Here is a 20839-nt window from a genome sequence, read left to right as displayed (position 1 = left end):
TGTTCTCTCAAAACTAGATAACAGATGTGACATCATTCAAAAATATGGTTAAGTCCTCGATCGATTAGTATCTGTCAGCTCCATGTGTCGCCACACTTCCACCTCAGACCTATCAACCTGATCATCTTTCAGGGATCTTACTTCCTTGCGGAATGGGAAATCTCATCTTGAGGGGGGCTTCATGCTTAGATGCTTTCAGCACTTATCCCGTCCGCACATAGCTACCCAGCGATGCCCTTGGCAGAACAACTGGTACACCAGCGGTGCGTCCATCCCGGTCCTCTCGTACTAAGGACAGCTCCTCTCAAATTTCCTGCGCCCGCGACGGATAGGGACCGAACTGTCTCACGACGTTCTGAACCCAGCTCGCGTACCGCTTTAATGGGCGAACAGCCCAACCCTTGGGACCGACTACAGCCCCAGGATGCGATGAGCCGACATCGAGGTGCCAAACCTCCCCGTCGATGTGGACTCTTGGGGGAGATAAGCCTGTTATCCCCGGGGTAGCTTTTATCCGTTGAGCGATGGCCCTTCCATGCGGAACCACCGGATCACTAAGCCCGACTTTCGTCCCTGCTCGACTTGTAGGTCTCGCAGTCAAGCTCCCTTGTGCCTTTACACTCTGCGAATGATTTCCAACCATTCTGAGGGAACCTTTGGGCGCCTCCGTTACCTTTTAGGAGGCGACCGCCCCAGTCAAACTGCCCACCTGACACTGTCTCCCCGCCCGATAAGGGCGGCGGGTTAGAAGGTCAATACAGCCAGGGTAGTATCCCACCGATGCCTCCACCGAAGCTGGCGCTCCGGTTTCCAAGGCTCCTACCTATCCTGTACAAGCTGTACCAACATTCAATATCAGGCTGCAGTAAAGCTCCACGGGGTCTTTCCGTCCTGTCGCGGGTAACCTGCATCTTCACAGGTACTATAATTTCACCGAGTCTCTCGTTGAGACAGTGCCCAGATCGTTGCGCCTTTCGTGCGGGTCGGAACTTACCCGACAAGGAATTTCGCTACCTTAGGACCGTTATAGTTACGGCCGCCGTTTACTGGGGCTTCAATTCGCACCTTCGCTTACGCTAAGCGCTCCTCTTAACCTTCCAGCACCGGGCAGGCGTCAGCCCCTATACTTCGCCTTACGGCTTCGCAGAGACCTGTGTTTTTGCTAAACAGTCGCCTGGGCCTATTCACTGCGGCTCTCTCGGGCTTGCACCCTAACAGAGCACCCCTTCTCCCGAAGTTACGGGGTCATTTTGCCGAGTTCCTTAACGAGAGTTCTCTCGATCACCTTAGGATTCTCTCCTCGCCTACCTGTGTCGGTTTGCGGTACGGGCACCTCTCACCTCGCTAGAGGCTTTTCTTGGCAGTGTGGAATCAGGAACTTCGCTACTATATTTCGCTCGCCATCACAGCTCAGCCTTGCGGGAAACGGATTTGCCTATTTCCCAGCCTAACTGCTTGGACGCGGATATCCAATACCGCGCTTACCCTATCCTCCTGCGTCCCCCCATTGCTCAAATGGTGAGGAGGTGGTACAGGAATATCAACCTGTTGTCCATCGCCTACGCCTTTCGGCCTCGGCTTAGGTCCCGACTAACCCTGAGCGGACGAGCCTTCCTCAGGAAACCTTAGGCATTCGGTGGAGGGGATTCTCACCCCTCTTTCGCTACTCATACCGGCATTCTCACTTCTAAGCGCTCCACCAGTCCTTTCGGTCTGGCTTCACAGCCCTTAGAACGCTCTCCTACCACTGTTCGAAGAACAGTCCGCAGCTTCGGTGATACGTTTAGCCCCGGTACATTTTCGGCGCAGAGTCACTCGACCAGTGAGCTATTACGCACTCTTTAAATGGTGGCTGCTTCTAAGCCAACATCCTGGTTGTCTAAGCAACTCCACATCCTTTTCCACTTAACGTATACTTTGGGACCTTAGCTGGCGGTCTGGGCTGTTTCCCTTTCGACTACGGATCTTATCACTCGCAGTCTGACTCCCAAGGATAAGTCATTGGCATTCGGAGTTTGACTGAATTCGGTAACCCGGTAGGGGCCCCTAGTCCAATCAGTGCTCTACCTCCAAGACTCTTACCTTGAGGCTAGCCCTAAAGCTATTTCGGAGAGAACCAGCTATCTCCAGGTTCGATTGGCATTTCACCCCTACCCACACCTCATCCCCGCACTTTTCAACGTGCGTGGGTTCGGGCCTCCATTCAGTGTTACCTGAACTTCACCCTGGACATGGGTAGATCACCTGGTTTCGGGTCTACGACCACGTACTCATGCGCCCTATTCAGACTCGCTTTCGCTGCGGCTCCGCATCTTCTGCTTAACCTTGCACGGGATCGTAACTCGCCGGTTCATTCTACAAAAGGCACGCCATCACCCGTTAACGGGCTCTGACTACTTGTAGGCACACGGTTTCAGGATCTCTTTCACTCCCCTTCCGGGGTGCTTTTCACCTTTCCCTCACGGTACTGGTTCACTATCGGTCACTAGGGAGTATTTAGCCTTGGGAGATGGTCCTCCCGGATTCCGACGGAATTTCACGTGTTCCGCCGTACTCAGGATCCACTCAGGAGAGAACGAAGTTTTGACTACAGGGCTGTTACCTCCTATGGCGGGCCTTTCCAGACCTCTTCATCTACCTCGTTCCTTTGTAACTCCGTACAGAGTGTCCTACAACCCCAAGAGGCAAGCCTCTTGGTTTGGGCTAATCCCGTTTCGCTCGCCGCTACTCAGGGAATCGCATTTGCTTTCTCTTCCTCCGGGTACTTAGATGTTTCAGTTCCCCGGGTCTGCCTTCTCATATCCTATGAATTCAGATATGGATACCACTCCATTACGAGTGGTGGGTTTCCCCATTCGGAAATCTCCGGATCAAAGCTTGCTTACAGCTCCCCGAAGCATATCGGTGTTCGTCCCGTCCTTCATCGGCTCCTAGTGCCAAGGCATCCACCGTGCGCCCTTTCTAACTTAACCGTTAAAAAGAATCACTATGTGATATCTTGTATTACTAATTTGAATGTGATGTCTACTGTTATCTAGTTTTCAAAGAACACGTTTCGAAGGAATGATCCTTCAAAACTAAACAAGACAGGGAACGTTCTGTTTATAAGACCCAAGGTCTTATATTCCGTATAATATCCTTAGAAAGGAGGTGATCCAGCCGCACCTTCCGATACGGCTACCTTGTTACGACTTCACCCCAATCATCTGTCCCACCTTCGGCGGCTGGCTCCTAAAAGGTTACCTCACCGACTTCGGGTGTTACAAACTCTCGTGGTGTGACGGGCGGTGTGTACAAGGCCCGGGAACGTATTCACCGCGGCATGCTGATCCGCGATTACTAGCGATTCCAGCTTCACGCAGTCGAGTTGCAGACTGCGATCCGAACTGAGAACAGATTTGTGGGATTGGCTTAACCTCGCGGTTTCGCTGCCCTTTGTTCTGTCCATTGTAGCACGTGTGTAGCCCAGGTCATAAGGGGCATGATGATTTGACGTCATCCCCACCTTCCTCCGGTTTGTCACCGGCAGTCACCTTAGAGTGCCCAACTGAATGCTGGCAACTAAGATCAAGGGTTGCGCTCGTTGCGGGACTTAACCCAACATCTCACGACACGAGCTGACGACAACCATGCACCACCTGTCACTCTGCCCCCGAAGGGGACGTCCTATCTCTAGGATTGTCAGAGGATGTCAAGACCTGGTAAGGTTCTTCGCGTTGCTTCGAATTAAACCACATGCTCCACCGCTTGTGCGGGCCCCCGTCAATTCCTTTGAGTTTCAGTCTTGCGACCGTACTCCCCAGGCGGAGTGCTTAATGCGTTAGCTGCAGCACTAAGGGGCGGAAACCCCCTAACACTTAGCACTCATCGTTTACGGCGTGGACTACCAGGGTATCTAATCCTGTTCGCTCCCCACGCTTTCGCTCCTCAGCGTCAGTTACAGACCAGAGAGTCGCCTTCGCCACTGGTGTTCCTCCACATCTCTACGCATTTCACCGCTACACGTGGAATTCCACTCTCCTCTTCTGCACTCAAGTTCCCCAGTTTCCAATGACCCTCCCCGGTTGAGCCGGGGGCTTTCACATCAGACTTAAGAAACCGCCTGCGAGCCCTTTACGCCCAATAATTCCGGACAACGCTTGCCACCTACGTATTACCGCGGCTGCTGGCACGTAGTTAGCCGTGGCTTTCTGGTTAGGTACCGTCAAGGTACCGCCCTATTCGAACGGTACTTGTTCTTCCCTAACAACAGAGCTTTACGATCCGAAAACCTTCATCACTCACGCGGCGTTGCTCCGTCAGACTTTCGTCCATTGCGGAAGATTCCCTACTGCTGCCTCCCGTAGGAGTCTGGGCCGTGTCTCAGTCCCAGTGTGGCCGATCACCCTCTCAGGTCGGCTACGCATCGTCGCCTTGGTGAGCCGTTACCTCACCAACTAGCTAATGCGCCGCGGGTCCATCTGTAAGTGGTAGCCGAAGCCACCTTTTATGTTTGAACCATGCGGTTCAAACAACCATCCGGTATTAGCCCCGGTTTCCCGGAGTTATCCCAGTCTTACAGGCAGGTTACCCACGTGTTACTCACCCGTCCGCCGCTAACATCAGGGAGCAAGCTCCCATCTGTCCGCTCGACTTGCATGTATTAGGCACGCCGCCAGCGTTCGTCCTGAGCCAGGATCAAACTCTCCGATAAATGGATCACAGGTTAAGTTCACCGCATCCCGCGGTGACACCTGTGTGACCTGCGTCGTGCAGGCCCTAGTTTGACTGACTACGCACATCGCTGTGCGATTTTTTAAAACTGAATTAACAGGTACGTTTTGTCTTGTTTAGTTTTCAAAGATCATTCAATAATGGAGCGGGTGATGAGAATCGAACTCACGACATCAGCTTGGAAGGCTGAGGTTTTACCACTAAACTACACCCGCGTGGTATCTTATATGGCGCGCCCGAGAGGAGTCGAACCCCTAACCTTTTGATCCGTAGTCAAACGCTCTATCCAATTGAGCTACGGGCGCTTATGAGCGACTTAACTATCATACTATCATTTGATGTTGAAGTCAAGAAGTTTTTTAAAAATGTTTTCCGAATGTTTTTCAATTCGACTTTTCTTATTATACACATTTTTAAAATCTTGTAAACACCTTAGAAAAACTTTTTTGTTTTTCGTTTTGTTTCACGCTGTTCATCAGCGACGTTTAATAATATACCATGCCTGTTTTATTTGGTCAACACTTTTCCTGTATTTTTTTATTTTCTTCTTTCACGCCTTCCCATGCTTATCATGTATATATTTTATCTCATCTTACAAATAATATAAGAAAATCTCTTAAGAAGAAATGAGGCGTGTTATGTATTACTACAAAGAGGAACTGATTAATATCATTAAACCGGACAAGCCAGACCCGGCAGCTGCTAAGGTCCTGCAGGAGATATTAGGCGGTCATTACGGAGAAATGCGTACAATGATGCAGTTTTTTTTCCAAAGCTCTAATTTCAGAGGAAAGCAGAAACAGTACCGCGATCTGCTTCGCGGCATTTTTTTAGAGGAGATTGCCCACGTTGAACTGGTTCAAAACACAATCAATGCTTTATTAGATGAATCAGGCGGTGAAGGTGTCGGCAGTCAAGGTACAGATCAAGCGCCACTTGATGAAGCGGTTAAACATGCTAATCCTCATCATTATATTATTGGAGCGCAAAGTTCCCTTCCCGTTGATGCAGGGGGCAATCCGTGGAACGGGTCGTGGGTGTATAACCACGGAAACTTAATTACTGACCTGCTTGATAATCTGCTTCTTGAGTCGACAGGTGTGCTGCAAAAAACAAGAATTTATGAAATGAGCTCTAATCAGACGTTCCGCGAAACACTTGCTTTTCTGATTGTACGCGACAATGCTCACCAGAATGCATTCGCGAAAGCGCTCGAGACATTGGGCGTTGAGTGGGCGAAGCTCCTCCCTGTACCGAATTATGACATTAATAAATATCCTGAGTGCAGAAAGTATGTCGAATTAGGCTACCATAATGCACAGTTTAACTTTAGGTTGGATGAAACGAGAATCGGTGAAATCTATCAAGGGAAATCTCCAAGCCGAAATGGCGGAGAGTTACAAGTAATAGATCCTCCGGCAGGGTTTCCCGTACCAGTGCTTCCTGAAATACCGAATGAACACAGTCCTGGGTTAGGCGATATGAATGCTTAATCCAGTGGGAAGGTGCTCAAGAAACTTCTTGAGCACCTTCTTATTGTACATTACTGATTCATTCAACGATTGGCGTTAAAGAATCACCATTCCATATTTCTCCCTTGTTGAGTGTCCAGCTGTCATGATATAAAGCTGAAGCACCCTTGTTTACTGCTGGGCTCCATTCATCATTCCATGCCAGAAAGTAAATGGTTTTAGGATATTTTTGTTTTATTGCATTGATGAACAGGCTGTAATCGAAGCTGCCGTTTGCTGTTTGCGGGCCGACTTCTGTAAAAGCAAATGGTTTATTAAGCGCTGTTAGCTGATCGTATCCATTGATCGAGTAGGCATCTTGAAAATACGCATCTAATCCGACAATATCCACGTAAGACGCGCCCGGGTAAAAATCAGTTTTAAAATCTCGGTTGGCGTCGGGAGAGTAAACCCAAATCAAATGATCAAGTCCTCTTGTGTCGGTCATATAATGATAGATTTTCTTGTAGAGCTGTTTATATAGAGAGATTCTTTCATTATCCTTTTGGTTATATGATGTAAGTCCCCACCAAAACCATTCGCCGTTCATTTCATGCAGCGGCCTGAACAGAACAGGCACACCTTGGTTCTCCAGCTCTTGAAGTCCGTCAGCAATTTTGCTGAGCATGGCATTTAGCCGTTTTCCTTCTGCTGTTGAAGAATCTAGTATTTTTTTATACTGATCGTTTGTAATCGGTGTTTTAAAATGCCCTGACTGAAAAGCAGGGTTCGCCAGGTGCAAACTGATTTGCGGAATTCCGCCATTTTTCCAATACGACATTAAATCACCGTTGCAGCTTACATCTATTGAATCTTCAATTTTAGCTGTTTCAAGCCACCCTCTGGCATAATCGCAGCCGTAAATAGCAGGCGATTGCCCGGTGGCGCTTCGGATTCTATCAGCCTCAGCCATAGAAAATGTGTCATGACTGTAACCTCCGAACGCTCCGGAAAGGACTCTGTTTTCCGTTCGGTTCGGCAGGTGTGCAAGCCAGTTCATCACTGCTTTTGTTGTCTGCTGGGCATTAGGATTCACAGGCGACACAGTATGCGCTTCAATTGGTTTTGCTAAAACAGCAGACGCAAGTAAAAATATAATGAGCAAAGAGATCGTATGTTTCTTAAACAAATGCAACTCCCCCATTCATTAAGGATGAGATATCATGAATTCACATGTTCCTTCTATTGAAAACTCGCCAAAATGCGCAGGCAAGACAAAGTGTGAGCCTGCATTGCATTCATACTGAATACCATTATTTATGATTCGTCCTGATCCGCTCAGAACACTCCCCAGCAAATAGGTTTGATGTGAAGGAAAAGCAGCTCGGCCGCTAATCTTCCATTTGTACACTGAGAAATAATCTGATTGCACATAAACAATGATCTCAGCGTTACCAACTTCTTTTACTTCCGGTGTATGCACTTTATCGATATGCGGTATCGTTATGACTTCCATGGCTTTTTCTATATGAAGAGTTCTTTTTTGGCCCTGGTCATTACAGCGGTCATAATCGTATACGCGATACGTTGTATCAGAGTTTTGCTGGATTTCAAGGACAAGGGTTCCCTCACATAATGCATGGAGTGTACCGCTTGGCACATAAAAGAAATCTCCGGGCTTGATTTTGATTCGCCTCAGCAGCCCGTTCCAATCACCGCTTTCTATTCGTTGTTTGAATTCCTCCTTTGTGCTTGCGTGATGTCCCAAAATCAGTTCGGCGTCATCTTTGCAATCAATGATATACCAGCACTCCGTTTTACCAAGGTCGCCATTTTCATGCAGTTTTGCATAATCATCATCAGGATGGACTTGCACGGAGAGATCCATATTGGCGTCCAGCAGCTTTACCAGCAGCGGAAACACCTTACCATCCGGAAACCCGAATATCTCTGGGTGATCTTGCCATACTTGATCTAGTGTCTTTCCTGCCAGCGGGCCGTTCTTTACAGCCGACGGGCCATGGGCATGTGCAGAAACGGCCCAGCACTCACCTGTTTTTTGTGAGGGTATTGCGTAGCCAAAAGCGTCACGAAGCTTCGTCCCTCCCCATAGTCTTTCTTTAAAGACAGGCTCTAAAAATAATGGATGCGTCATGATCGCACCTCCCCGGATGCTGCCTCTGCTTGTAAGGCCTGATGCGCTAAAACTAGCGTGCCGATGATTCCGGCGTTACTGCCTAAACGTGGAGGTACAATATAATCACTTATATCATCTGACAATTCAGAAAAATCTAAGTAGTTGTTCATGATTTTCGGTACATATTGATAGATATAAGAAAACACTTGTTTCTGTTGCATGACGCCGCCGCCAAGAATGATTTTTTTAGGTGCAAGGATCAAAATATACTGAGCCAGTGCTTGGGCAATATAGTACCCTTCCAGTTCCCAGACTTGTGCTATACCTGATAAATCCGCGGCTTTTTTTCCCCAGCGCGCTTCAATGGCGGGACCGGAAGCCAAGCCTTCAAAGCAATCTCCATGATAAGGACACTTCCCTTGGTATGCGTCATCCGGGTGCCTCCGGATATAAATATGGCCCATCTCTGGGTGCGACAGCCCCTGAAGGAGCCTGCCCCCTACAATTGCGCCCGCACCGATGCCAGTACCAATCGTTATATACAGGCAGCTGTCGAGACCCTTCGCTTCACCGAAAAGGAATTCACCCAGCGCCGCAGCGTTGACATCTGTACTAAATCCGACTGGAATTTTCATTTCGTTCTTAACAGTTTGCAAAAAGGGGTAGTGTCTCCAGCCCGCTTTCGGCGTGGCCATAATGGTACCGTATGTTTGACTGGTTTTATCGTTATCAACGGGGCCAAAGGAGCCGATGCCGATCGCCTGTAATGAAAATTGGCGAAAATATTGAATCACTTTCTCTATCGTTTCATCCGGCATCTTTGTAGGGAATTCTATTCGGTCAATGATTGTTCCATCTTCTTTACCGACAGCACAAATAACCTTTGTGCCGCCTGCTTCAATACCGCCAAGCATGCAGATGGCCTCCTTGTTGTCTCCGCAATCAGCGCCGTATGTTTACAGAAGTCACAACAAACTTGTCATGCCGATGACGTGAAAAGGAATATTCAAATGGAATCCCGGTATCTAAGAAGCCCACATGTTCCACTTCAAGAATTGGATCATCCTGTTTACAGCCCAGATGCTGCTGGTCAATATGATCAGATTTGCAGGCTCTGATTTTCCGATGCGTTCCGGCGATTTTGAGCTGCAGCACATTTGTAATGTGATTGTAGATCGAATCATGAAGGACATCGTCATTAATGCCCGGTATTAAATGAGTCGGCATATATGTTTTTTCTAATACATAGGGTTCACCTTCTACAATTCGCAGCCGAACGACATAATAAACCGGTGTTTTCTGATCAATAGACAAATGGGCGGCCACTTCCTCAGTGGGAAATTGCACTTCAAACTGAATGACCTTGCTTTGGATTTTTTTATCTTTCAGCAAGTTGGTCAATCCGAGAATCTCATTGCTGACTACATGTACATGGTCATCCTGTATTGCAGATTGAATAATAAACGTGCCATGGCCTCGTTTTCTGAACAGCAGACCCTCGGCAACTAAATTATCCAAGGCTCTCTTCATCGTCATGCGGCTTGAGTTAAATTCTTTTGCAAGAGATACTTCATCAGGAATGGGCTGATCGATCGGATATACGTTATTTTTAATTCTATTTCTCATTTCATTTGCAATAATTTCGTATTTATTCATTGGCATCCTCCGGCAGCTGTTAGAGTCTGATATCACATAAGCTTTTACGGATATCATAAGTTCTTTTCCCTATTTCATCAATGTTGCGGATTTTCGTCATCTCTATTCGTTATGATGATTGCCGGAAGATCTTGGCCTTTAGGAAAATCTAGAAACCGCTATGTTCAGCAACCTTTTTAAACCATTTTCCGCTCTTTTTGACGGTTCTTTCCCCGTCTTTCTCAAGATTGACTGATACAAACCCGTATCGGTTTTTATAGGCATTTGTCCAAGACCAGTTGTCCATGAACGTCCATAAGTGATAGCCTTTTACGTTCGAGCCTTCCTGTATGGCGCGGTGAATCCATTTGAGGTGCTCTTTTATAAATTCAATCCGGTAATCATCTTGAATGATGCCTTGTTCATCCCTGAATCGCTCTTCACCTTCAACCCCCATACCGTTTTCAGAGATAAAACACTCGATGTTGCCGTAGTTTTCTTTTAAATTAATTAAAATATCATAAACGCCTTTTTCATAGATCTCCCAGCCGCGATGCGGATTCATTTTGCGGCCCGGCATGACGTAGGGATCAAAATACCTGTCAGGCAAAAAAGGAGCGTCGGGATTCGGAAGATGTTCTTTCGCTTTCACACGTCTCGGCTGGTAATAATTCACTCCCAACAGGTCAACCGTGTTCTTTTTGATGATGTCAAGATCTTCAGCGTTGTAATCAGGCATAAAGCCTTCATGCTTCAAAATGTCAACCAGCTCTTTTGGAAATTCGCCTTTGACAGATGGGTCTAAAAAGGATCTGTTAAAAAACGCGTCTGCGATTTCCCCGGCTTTTACATCCGCCGGATGGCTGCTTCTCGGGTATGATGGGGTCAAATTTAAAATGATTCCGATTTTTCCGTCCTGCTCCATCTCCCTGTAAGCCTGAATGGCGCGGGCACTTGACAGCATCGTATGAAATCCAACCTGGACGGCCTCTTTAAAGTCTACCTTGTTTGGATAATGAAAATCATATAGGTATCCGCCTTCTACGGGAACGATTGGTTCATTATGCGTGAACCATTTTTTCACCCGGCCGCCAAACAAACGGAAGCAAGTTCTTGCATAGTTTTCATACGCGTCAACCGTCTCTCTGTTGACCCAGCCGCCGATTTTTTGAAGCGCCATCGGCATATCGAAATGAAACAAATTGACAAAAGGTTCAATTCCGTTAGCGATTAACTCATCAATGACATTGTTATAGAAATTTGCGGCTTTATCGTTGATCTCGCCCGTTCCGTTTGGTATTAAACGTGACCAGGAAATCGACATCCGGAACGAGTTGTGGCCAAGCTCCTTCATCAGCCTGATATCTTCTTTATAGTTGTCGTAAAATTGGGATGTGTCTGCGGGGCCGACATGATCAAAAAAACGATGCGGTTCTTTTTCAAACCAATAATCCCATATATTCTGGCCTTTTCCGTCTCTGTCGGCGGCACCCTCCGTTTGTGTTGCTGAAGCCGATGATCCCCACCAAAAATCCTTTGGAAAACGATATTGTTCTGTTTGTGCCAAGTCTCTCTCCCCTTATGTCACATTTTTATGCTGTTATCATTTTGCTGAGCAGCTGTCTCCTGCACAGCCTGTTCTTTTTCTTTTGCCAGATTTAATTTATCCATTGCTTTTAGGAACGGAAACCAGATCACGAAGACAATCAGCAGATTGATAAGCTGCATCACGCCCCCCATGATTGAGTTCGTCGCCATGATGCCATTAATGAACAATGGAACCGTCCACGGCACTGTCACACCAGTCGGAGGCGGAACGAGCCCGGCTGACATAGCCAGATAGGTGACGAGCGTAACAACCATCGGTGCCAGCACCCAAGGCACAATAATGATCGGATTCATGACAATCGGAAGCCCGAAGATAATCGGTTCGTTTACGTTAAAAATACCGGGAGCGAGGCCAAGTTTTGATACTTGCTTCATCTGCCTGCTTTTCATGAATATGAGAATGGTAAACACAATCGCAAGCGTCATCCCGGTTCCGCCCATCCCTACTGTATAAATCTCCATAAACGGTTTTGAAATAATATGAGGGATTTCTTTTCCCGCCATGTAAGCAGAAAGGTTTTCTACCTGCAGTGTATTCCAAATCGGGTCCATCACGGAGTTGATAATGATCTGTCCATGCAGTCCGAAAAACCAAAGAATTTGTATGAAAAACACGGCAATCAGCGTTGGAATGATACCGCTTCCAAGTCCGACAAGCGGAGCCTGAATCGCGTGATAAATAACGTCGTGCATATTTGTTTTAAAAAACAGAGTCACCATTACGTTAATCAACAAAAATACGGTCAATGTGATAAAAGCCGGAATAAGTGCGGCAAATGATTTTGCTACAGCAGGCGGAACGCCGGCTGGCATTTTGATTGTCAGGTTTTTTTGAACGATTCTTCTGTAAATTTCACCAGAAAGAAATGCCGTAATCATCCCAAGAAACATCCCTTTTGCACCGAGACGATCGACCGGGATAACCCCTGTAATGGCATCTCCTGTTTCTGGCTGAATGATAAATGGCGTTAAGAGCAAAAAGGAAACCAAAGCGATCGCTCCGCCAAATACAGCTTCGACCTGATAGCTTTTTGACAGGTAATAGCCTATCCCGAACACAACAAAGACAGACATAATGCCCATTGTCGCCGTGGAGGCAATGCCGAAATGAGACTGAAACGACGTAAGCATTGAGGCGTTCATGATTTTGTTTAGAAACGGCAAATTCGTTAACACAACAAAAATGGACCCGAATATCGTCAGCGGGAAAGCCAGCATAAATGCATCACGCAACACTTGCAAATAGCGGTTATTGTTTAACCTCCCTGCAATTGGAACAAGGAATTGGCTGATTTTCTCGAACACCCTATCCACCCCGATTATTTATAGATTCTTGGTTTTAAAGAGATCAAGCATCTCTTTCACTAATTCTTTCATGGATAATGTTGACATCAGATGATCCTCTGCATGCATAAGCAGCAATGAAAAAGCTGTTGCTTCTCCGCCGGATTCCTTCTGTATCATTTGAAAGTGAATGTCATGGGCCGCGGATAAATCCTGCTCAGCCTTGGCAATGAGGGCATCAGCCTCGTCCTTGTTCCCTTCTTTGTAGGCGCGCAGTGATTGTATGATGCAGCTGCGGGCATTTCCGCTGTGCAGGATTAGCTGAAAACTGATTTGCTCGTCTGTTAAATTCGTGATTTTCATCTGTTCCATTATTGATTCACCATTAAGGACAATGCCTGCTCATACGCTTTTTTCCCATCTGCCATTCCGTAGGCCATCATGTCAATGACTTCAACCCGAATGTTGTATTGATCCGCTTCTTTTTGGAGTTCGCTTTTCAGAAAGCTCATTTGCGGACCGATCAAAACGGCATCCGCTTTTCTCATGTCTTCTTTTGCTTTATCCTGGCCAACAGACCAAATCTCTGCTTCCTCACCGATAGACTGTGCGTATTCCTTCATTTTTGTCACCAATAAACTGGTAGACATTCCTGAACTGCACGCGAGTAATATTTTTTTCAACTGCTATCCCCCCTTGTGATTAAAACGCTTACATGGATTATTATAGTCATTTATTTTTAAATGTCTATACTTTTGTAAAATAAATATAATCATATGCTTGTCCGGTTCATCATTTTGTAAATTTTTCTATGGAAGATTCATTCATAATGTGGTACACTCATCAACGGAAACGAATCAATTAAATAGCTATTATCACTTGTATAACCTCAATAATATGGTTTGAGGGTGTCTACCAGGAACCGTAAAATCCTGATTACAAAATTTGTTTATGACATTTTTTGTAATCAGGATTTTTTTTATTTATCAAAACATTTAAGTAAAGGAGTTTGTTATGAATTTCAAAGTTTTCCTGCTTGCAGCTTCTACGATTGCAGTCGGATTGGTTGAGTTAATTGTGGGGGGAATTCTTCCTCAGATCGCAAATGATTTAGACATTTCCATTGTTTCAGCCGGACAGCTGATCAGTGTGTTTGCGCTGGGATATGCAGTATCTGGGCCGCTGCTTTTGGCATTGACTGCGAAGATTGAGCGGAAGCGCTTATATCTAATTGCTTTATTTGTTTTCTTCCTTAGCAATCTTGTCGCCTATTTCAGCCCTAATTTCGCAACACTGATGGTATCTAGGGTATTGGCAGCAATGAGTACAGGGCTGATTGTTGTGCTTTCTTTAACAATTGCCCCGAAAATTGTAGCGCCTGAATACAGAGCCCGCGCAATCGGAATTATTTTTATGGGATTCAGCTCTGCTATCGCATTAGGCGTGCCGCTCGGAATCTTAATCAGCGATTCCTTCGGGTGGCGGATTTTGTTCCTTGGCATCGGCCTGTTGGCACTGATCTCCATGCTGATTATTTCAATCTTCTTTGAAAGAATACCGGCGGAGAAAATGATTCCTTTCCGGGAACAACTCAAGACGATCGGTAATCTGAAAATCGCGAGTTCACACCTCGTCACGATGTTTACATTAGCTGGCCACTACACGCTTTACGCTTACTTTGCGCCGTTTTTAGAAGAGACTCTTCACCTGAGCTCTTTCTGGGTCAGCATTTGTTATTTCCTTTTTGGGATATCTGCTGTATGCGGAGGCCCTTTCGGAGGAGCGCTATCTGACCGGCTTGGTTCCTTTAAGAGCATTTTGCTGGTGACCGGTTCCTTTGCCATCATTATGTTCTTACTGCCGCTGTCTACATCGTCTATGATTTTCTTTTTGCCTGTCATGGTGATTTGGGGTCTTCTGAGCTGGAGCCTCGCCCCGGCTCAGCAAAGCTATTTAATTGAAATTGCACCTGATTCGTCTGACATTCAGCAAAGCTTTAACACATCGGCCCTCCAAGTCGGAATTGCCCTTGGCTCAGCCATTGGCGGTGTTGTTTTGGATCAGACAGGTACTGTAGTGTCAACAGCATGGTGCGGCGGATCGATTGTGATCATCGCTGTCCTGTTTGCTTTCATTTCTTTAACAAGACCTGTTCAAACAGCAAAAAAATCCTCCTTGTAAAAGGAGGATTTTTTATGATTTAGCAGAAAGCTCATCTTCGGTGACCCATTTGTGGTTTTTCACTTTTTCGCCGCTTGTTGTCGATGTATAGTCAACCATGTATACAGTTGTTTTTTCCGCGGAATCGATCTCGGCTGTTGCTCCTTTCATGCCTTTCATATGAGAAGCCTCTAAAATCACCTGATCTCCGGGTTGTAACGTTTTATCTCCGGCATCTTTGATTTCTTCTTGGATCACCCATTTGTGATGATCCACACGCTGTCCCCCATTAGTCGGAGTATAAGAAACAACATACGCAGTTGTATCATAGGCGCCTGTTACCGTAGCTTCAGCACCTTTCATGCCTTTCATATGGGAAGTATTGATGATTACCTGGCTGCCTACTTTGTATTTCGGATTTTTAGATTCCTGTAATCCCTCTGGAACGTCAGCTGATCCGGAATGGTCCATCTCTTCATGTGTTGAGGAGTCTGAATGATTGTCATGTGTGCTTTCTTTCGTACTGTTGTTATTGCCGCATGCTGATAAAACAAAAACAAGAGATAACATCAGAATTCCCAGTGCATTTTTAGAGATTTTCATGTTCATTCTCCTTTGCTTCATTTTTTTCCTGTAACTTTTGCCCGCAGACAATGAAAACATGCCCTCTCGATAATACTATACCCCCGAACGGTATGTAAATACGCTGATATTCTCATAATGCGTTCCCGCAGTTTGTCCTATTCCCCTTTGTTTGCAAAGCCAAACATAAAAAAAGCCGCTGTCAGGCGGCATTTATTGATTTAAGACTTTTATATACACACCTTTTTTTGCTTTTTGATAAGCGGCCTCCCCCATTTTCCTCACCTTTTCAGAAGCATCTGAGGATTTGATCCATTCGTCATCAAGAAAAATGGATGGATCGATTAGGCGCATTTTCTTCTTTTGATGGAAATCGTACTGGATGTCATCTTCTATTACTTGTATGCCGGGATGAATAGATGTAAGCAAGCTCAGAACTTCTTCATTTTTTGATGCACGCAGGATGTTCAGTACCTCTTGGTCCGTTTTCAGCAGATCCTCTGCGGATATGACATCATGCCGCAGCGCTGCCTTCAATGCTCGCGCTAAATACTCATATCCATATACATTCACGGGATTCAAAAAGAAATCAATCACTTCCTTGTAGTACACACTGACAAACCATTCGGCAGCTTCAATACTATCAGGAAACATCCTTCCGTTTCTCACAATAAGATGATCCAAAAAGGTTTGCGCTTCGTGCAGGTTAATGTGTCCATATCGGTACATATCACGCAGCGTATAGTCTGTCCGATCAGCACACAGCTCCGGTGCGGGCTGTTCGAGCAATGTCCACTTTGAATCGTCAGATAAAAGTTCTTCAGTATGATAGCTGTGTTTTTGTAGAATGTCCGGGATTTCAGAGTGAACAATGACTTGTTGAAAGATGTTTTCATGATAGTCTTCTGCTTGATTTTCAAAGACAACGTCAACCACATGAGAAAAAGCTGTGTGTGATACATCGTGGAGCAGACCTGCAATCTGTTCTTCTATCGTTCCTCCGAGCTTTTTGATGAGGAGCATTACGCCGATGGAGTGCTCATACCTGGTCACATTCCACCTTCGATTGACTAAAAAGCTTGCTCCGCCTTGATAGATCCCTTTTAATCTTTGCACAGGCGCGCTTTTGATAAGCTCTTCCAGCACTCCGTCTATATGGTGGTGCCCGTAAATAACATCGCTGATTTCCATGCCGTCACCTCAACATCTATTTTTTTTGTTATATATTGTTTATATTGATAGTACATATGCAATCTTTCAATAGAGGAGTGTTATGATGATGATCATCCCAAACAATGAGATAGCGAAACAGATGTTGATCGATTTTTTTGCCAAGCATTGGGGTACACCCGAGATGGCGATTTCCAGCGGCATTTTTCGGTGTGATGAATTAGATGGATTTGCCGCAGTAAATGAAAGCGGCGAAATCATTGGCTGTATTACATACACAATAGATGGGAAAGATTGTGAAATTATTTCATTAGATAGTATGATTGAAAATAAAGGAATCGGCACAGCTTTACTCCAGCAGGTTGAAGAGACGGCTAAATATGCACATTGTCAACGAATAAAGCTTATTACAACGAATGATAATGTACATGCGATGGCGTTTTATCAAAAGAGAGGCTATCAATTCGCCGCAGTGTTTCCGAACGCAGTTGAAAAAGCGCGCCGACTCAAGCCGGAGATTCCCGCGGTGGCTGAAAACGGCATTTTGATTCGGGATGAAATTCTATTTTCGAAGGTAATTGATTAAACGAATAGGAGTCTTTTTATGTCCAGTCATTATAAATACCCTCTCATTTTCACGGCATTCCCATTAATCGCTTTCTGCTTGATCTTTTTTTCCTATCACCTGATTCATCATGTTCGTTTGGAGTATCCGAATTGGCAGGGAGAAAGCAAAGATCAGAATTGGGAAGCTGTTTTCACAAAAAATGAAGATGCACCGAATGAATACAGCGGCGAACTTTATTGGATCGGTGAACCACATGAAACAGACAACACTTATTTGGAATCACTGATTGTAAAAAAGGATGATGAAATTCTGCTGAGTTCTGACACGGAAATCCCGATGCATGATTATTCTGGAGGCACTTTTTCTGATGGAAGCGCAAAAGAAAAGTCCGTTTCTTTTTTAGAGCGGTTAGATGAACATGAGCTTGAAGGCCATGATATTACGATTGAAGTGAAATGGAAACAAGGTAATCATTATTCTGCGAGCCAGCTTACGCTCAATGAAAAGACCTTGTTTGAAGAAAAGCAGCAATAGATGATCAAAACGAAAAATAGACAAATGAAAAGGCGTAACATATTTTATACAGCTCATATGTTATGCCTTTTTCCTTCATTTTCGCCAAAAAGTGGAGCATTCCGCCTTGTCCAGAATATTAAACTCAATCATTTTCTCAAGTAGCGTGTAATCAACTGGACCATTCCAAGGGATACGTATTAGCTGCTCGGTGTAATCATATCCGGCCTTCACAATATCATCCTCTACGTGCGCTATCGTTACTTTTTCAGGAGCGACAGCTAAATGCTTTTTAGAAACACTAAAGCCAATAATAAATGTACCGTGATCCGTAAACATCGGTTGGTTCCATTTTATTTCTGTATGTAAATTTGGATATTTATTTTTTATCCAAGTTAACACCTCTTCCGTTCTTTCTCGGTGGAACGGGTCATCAATCCCCGCTAAATACTCAGAAAAAACGTCCATGTTGTTCCCTCCTAAAATAAAATGATGCCACTCCATATGAACTGCTCAGACATGTACTTACACAATACCTCTTTCCAACATAATCCTTAAAATTGTTCAAGATGTAAGCGGGTTGCTTCTATGCGACTATAGCAGATTTCAGTCCGCCTATCCACGGCCAGTATCTATTCCTCCAATTTATTTCTTTAGTACTATCACTCTTTCCTTCTAAAACTTCTCATAAAAGAATAACCATTATTTAAGGGTGCCAGTTCATTATTCTTGTAAATCCAATCTTTAAAATCGATTAATACTAGCTTAACAGTTTAAAAATATAATTGGGTTGTCATTGAGATTTATCTATTTTTAGGAGGTTATCCAGTTGAAAAAATTCCCGAAGAAATTACTGCCTATCGCGGTTTTATCATCAATTGCGTTCAGCAGCTTAGCCAGCGGCAGTGTGCCTGAAGCCAGCGCCCAGGAAAAGAAAAAGGGAAACCAAGACGAAATTAAGAATGTTATTGTTCTGATTGGTGATGGTATGGGTGTGTCTTATACGTCTGCTTATCGATACTTAAAGGATAATAAAAAGACAAAAGTTGTGGAGCCTACGGCTTTTGATCAGTATCTTGTCGGCCAGCAAACAACTTACCCCGATGATCCTGAACAAAATGTAACGGATTCTGCAGCGGCGGCAACGGCTATGTCTGCGGGAATTAAAACATACAATAATGCCATAGCGGTGGATAACGACGGATCAGAAGCCAAAACGGTGCTTGAAGCTGCGAAAGAAAAAGGAAAAGCAACAGGACTTGTGGCCACTTCAGAAATTACACACGCCACTCCGGCCTCTTTCGGTTCACACGACCACAGCCGAAAAAATATGAACTCAATTGCGGATGATTATTTTGATGAGATGGTCAACAGCAAGCACAAAATTGATGTCCTTCTAGGCGGAGGAAAGAGCAATTTTGACCGTAAGGACCGTAATTTGATTAAGGAATTCAAAAAGGCGGGGTACAGCTACGTGGATGATCGCAAAGACATGCTGAAAAACAAAGACAGCCAAGTTCTCGGCCTATTCGCTGACGGCGGCCTACCTAAAAAGATTGACCGGACGAAGGATGTTCCATCACTTAAAGATATGACAAACACAGCCATTAAAAAATTAAACAAGGATAAAGACGGATTCTTCCTCATGGTGGAAGGCAGCCAGATTGACTGGGCGGGCCATGACAATGATATCGTCGGCGCCATGAGCGAGATGGAAGACTTCGAACAAGCTTATAAGGCGGCTATTGATTTCGCTAAAAAAGACAAGCACACATTGGTTGTCGCAACGGCTGACCACTCAACCGGCGGATATTCCATCGGTGCGGACGGCATCTACAATTGGTTCAGTGAACCCATTAAAGCCGCAAAGCGCACACCTGACTTTATGGCAGAAAAGATCTCTGACGGCGCGGATGTTGAAAAAACGTTGAAAACATATATCGATCAAAAGAAATTGGCTTTAACAAAAGCCGAAATTCAATCTGTTGAAGAAGCGGCAAAATCGAAGGAAGTACTGGATATCGATAACGCAATCGAGAACATCTTTAATAAACGCTCTCACACTGGATGGACAACAGGCGGACATACCGGTGAAGATGTGCCCGTCTATGCATACGGTCCGTCTAGTGAGACATTTGCCGGCCAAATTGATAATACAGAAATCGCCAAAAATGTTTTCAAGGCTTTACAATACAACATTAAGATTAACGATAAGTAAAAGAATACAAGGTGTCCCGTTGCTTGTATGAAGTAACGGGATCTCTTTTTAATGGAGGAATCATCATGAGAAGAATTCTTTCAATTTTCGTTTTTGCTATCATGCTTGCGGGCTGCTCATCAAACGCCAGTACTGAAAAACAGCATGCAGGCGGGGAGAAAACAGTAAAAGCTGAGCCGCAAAGCACTTCATCCCAGAAGGACAGCACAGATGATTATCAGCCTAATTCCCAGGTAACTGATGACCGGACATTGCATAAGGTCGGCCAAACGTTTTCAGATGATAAAGGAAAAGCTGTCTTAAAAGATATCAAACAAGTGAACAAAACCTATAAAATTGGCGACGTGGAGTTAACAGTAAAAGAAATGAAGCTGATCCACTTGCGCCCGGACTACAGCATGATTGATTACTTTCATGAGTTAACACACGATGAAGAGTTTGATTTCGTTAAGGTTTTCGTTGATATCAAGAACACCTCTACAAAAAAAGTAAATGTTGCGCCGATTGCATTGATGAAAACAAATACGGGTGAAACCTTTGATTGGAACAAAGATATTTATCTTGAAGAGTTAAACGGCGAATTGGAAGGCGGCGCCGAAAAGTCCGGAAATCTCGGCTTTATTGTGAACGCATCAAGCGGCCATGCTCATGATAAGGCCGCGGATGCTGAGAAGAAAACAAAAGAGATCAAGTGGATCGAAATCACGACAAGTGACGTCTTTGACCATAACCATAAGAAAATCAGTGATGCTCAAAAAATCAAAATCAAGTTTTAAATCAAGAACTCCCGTACAAGGTAC

General features: G+C 45.0%; 17 protein-coding genes, 2 tRNA genes, 2 rRNA genes and 1 riboswitch. Of the genes, 6 read left to right on the top strand and 15 right to left on the bottom strand.

Translation table 11 applies throughout. From position 1 onward, the window contains the following. Window positions 1-44 precede the first annotated feature (44 nt). From bslm_RS03160 to bslm_RS03145, 4 genes are all read right to left on the bottom strand, one after another. Window positions 45-2972 (bottom strand): 23S ribosomal RNA (locus bslm_RS03160). Window positions 2973-3143: 171 nt separating this feature from the next. Continuing rightward, window positions 3144-4693: ribosomal RNA gene (locus bslm_RS03155) — 16S ribosomal RNA — on the bottom strand. The 16S and 23S rRNA genes sit together here with 2 tRNA genes alongside, the layout of an rRNA operon. Before the next feature lie 161 nt (window positions 4694-4854). After that, a tRNA-Gly gene (locus bslm_RS03150) sits at window positions 4855-4928 on the bottom strand. A gap of 13 nt (window positions 4929-4941) precedes the next feature. Continuing rightward, window positions 4942-5018 (bottom strand) — tRNA-Arg (locus bslm_RS03145). Between the two features lie 333 nt (window positions 5019-5351). Between bslm_RS03145 and bslm_RS03140 the strand changes: the two genes are divergently transcribed. Continuing rightward, window positions 5352-6206 carry a manganese catalase family protein gene (locus tag bslm_RS03140; protein ID WP_042976998.1) on the top strand — a complete coding sequence of 285 codons (855 nt, stop codon included), beginning with the start codon at window positions 5352-5354 and terminating at the stop codon, window positions 6204-6206. Between the two features lie 58 nt (window positions 6207-6264). Here bslm_RS03140 and gmuG read toward each other — a convergent pair whose 3' ends face one another. The 8 genes from gmuG to bslm_RS03100 form a co-directional block, all read right to left on the bottom strand. Then, window positions 6265-7353, bottom strand: a complete 1089-nt coding sequence (gmuG, locus tag bslm_RS03135) for a mannan endo-1,4-beta-mannosidase (protein ID WP_046380815.1) — start codon at window positions 7351-7353, stop codon at window positions 6265-6267. 18 nt (window positions 7354-7371) lie between these two features. Then, window positions 7372-8319: a mannose-6-phosphate isomerase, class I gene (gene manA, locus bslm_RS03130; protein WP_041850757.1), complete on the bottom strand. Its 948-nt coding sequence runs from the start codon at window positions 8317-8319 to the stop codon at window positions 7372-7374. Next, window positions 8316-9215, bottom strand: coding sequence for an ROK family protein (gene gmuE, locus bslm_RS03125; RefSeq protein WP_014479017.1), 900 nt, complete (start codon window positions 9213-9215; stop codon window positions 8316-8318). The genes manA and gmuE overlap by 4 nt, the downstream gene beginning before the upstream one ends. Window positions 9216-9243: 28 nt before the next feature. Then, window positions 9244-9957: a transcriptional regulator GmuR gene (gmuR, locus tag bslm_RS03120; protein WP_015715336.1), complete on the bottom strand. Its 714-nt coding sequence runs from the start codon at window positions 9955-9957 to the stop codon at window positions 9244-9246. Window positions 9958-10105: 148 nt separating this feature from the next. Continuing rightward, window positions 10106-11503 carry a 6-phospho-beta-glucosidase GmuD gene (gmuD, locus tag bslm_RS03115; RefSeq protein ID WP_015252688.1) on the bottom strand — a complete coding sequence of 466 codons (1398 nt, stop codon included), beginning with the start codon at window positions 11501-11503 and terminating at the stop codon, window positions 10106-10108. 17 nt (window positions 11504-11520) lie between these two features. Beyond that, on the bottom strand, window positions 11521-12849 hold the full coding sequence (gene celB, locus bslm_RS03110; RefSeq protein WP_046380814.1) for a PTS cellobiose transporter subunit IIC: 1329 nt from the start codon (window positions 12847-12849) through the stop codon (window positions 11521-11523). An 18-nt stretch (window positions 12850-12867) separates the two neighbouring features. Continuing rightward, window positions 12868-13200 carry a PTS sugar transporter subunit IIA gene (locus bslm_RS03105; RefSeq protein ID WP_015252690.1) on the bottom strand — a complete coding sequence of 111 codons (333 nt, stop codon included), beginning with the start codon at window positions 13198-13200 and terminating at the stop codon, window positions 12868-12870. Then, window positions 13200-13511 (bottom strand): PTS sugar transporter subunit IIB, encoded by a 312-nt coding sequence (locus tag bslm_RS03100; protein ID WP_046380813.1) that lies wholly within the window; start codon window positions 13509-13511, stop codon window positions 13200-13202. Before bslm_RS03100 ends, bslm_RS03105 begins: the two co-directional genes overlap by 1 nt. A 176-nt stretch (window positions 13512-13687) precedes the next feature. Continuing rightward, window positions 13688-13787: riboswitch (purine riboswitch) on the top strand. Between the two features lie 55 nt (window positions 13788-13842). Here bslm_RS03100 and pbuE point away from each other — a divergent pair. Next, on the top strand, window positions 13843-15009 hold the full coding sequence (gene pbuE, locus bslm_RS03095) for a purine transporter PbuE (RefSeq protein ID WP_003234105.1): 1167 nt from the start codon (window positions 13843-13845) through the stop codon (window positions 15007-15009). Window positions 15010-15021: 12 nt separating this feature from the next. On the opposite strand, the gene bslm_RS03090 is transcribed toward pbuE, so the two are convergent. Both bslm_RS03090 and bslm_RS03085 read right to left on the bottom strand, forming a co-directional pair. After that, complete coding sequence (locus bslm_RS03090) at window positions 15022-15642, bottom strand: YdhK family protein (RefSeq protein WP_080031073.1); 621 nt, start codon at window positions 15640-15642, stop codon at window positions 15022-15024. Window positions 15643-15783: 141 nt separating this feature from the next. Further along, window positions 15784-16761, bottom strand: coding sequence for an HD domain-containing protein (locus bslm_RS03085; protein WP_046380812.1), 978 nt, complete (start codon window positions 16759-16761; stop codon window positions 15784-15786). 82 nt (window positions 16762-16843) lie between these two features. On the opposite strand from bslm_RS03085, the gene bslm_RS03080 reads away from it, so the two are divergent. After that, complete coding sequence (locus tag bslm_RS03080; protein WP_080480993.1) at window positions 16844-17326, top strand: GNAT family N-acetyltransferase; 483 nt, start codon at window positions 16844-16846, stop codon at window positions 17324-17326. An 18-nt stretch (window positions 17327-17344) separates the two neighbouring features. Beyond that, entirely contained in the window at window positions 17345-17842 is a 498-nt protein-coding gene (locus bslm_RS03075) for a YdhH/YoaO family protein (RefSeq protein ID WP_046380810.1), read from the top strand. Window positions 17843-17917: 75 nt separating this feature from the next. Here the strand turns inward: bslm_RS03075 and fra are convergent, their stop codons facing one another. After that, window positions 17918-18289, bottom strand: a complete 372-nt coding sequence (gene fra / locus bslm_RS03070) for an iron chaperone frataxin (RefSeq protein ID WP_038427459.1) — start codon at window positions 18287-18289, stop codon at window positions 17918-17920. Between the two features lie 361 nt (window positions 18290-18650). On the opposite strand from fra, the gene phoB reads away from it, so the two are divergent. Next, on the top strand, window positions 18651-20039 hold the full coding sequence (phoB, locus tag bslm_RS03065) for an alkaline phosphatase family protein (protein WP_080480994.1): 1389 nt from the start codon (window positions 18651-18653) through the stop codon (window positions 20037-20039). Between the two features lie 65 nt (window positions 20040-20104). Beyond that, a complete protein-coding gene (locus bslm_RS03060; RefSeq protein WP_046380809.1) occupies window positions 20105-20815 on the top strand; it encodes a membrane lipoprotein lipid attachment site-containing protein in 711 nt (236 codons plus the stop codon). The last annotated feature ends 24 nt before the right edge of the window (window positions 20816-20839 follow it).

It is taken from the genome of Bacillus sp. LM 4-2 (genome assembly GCF_000978495.1).
Taxonomy (GTDB): Bacteria; Bacillota; Bacilli; order Bacillales; family Bacillaceae; genus Bacillus; species Bacillus subtilis.
This window is presented reverse-complemented; position numbering and strand designations above follow the sequence as displayed.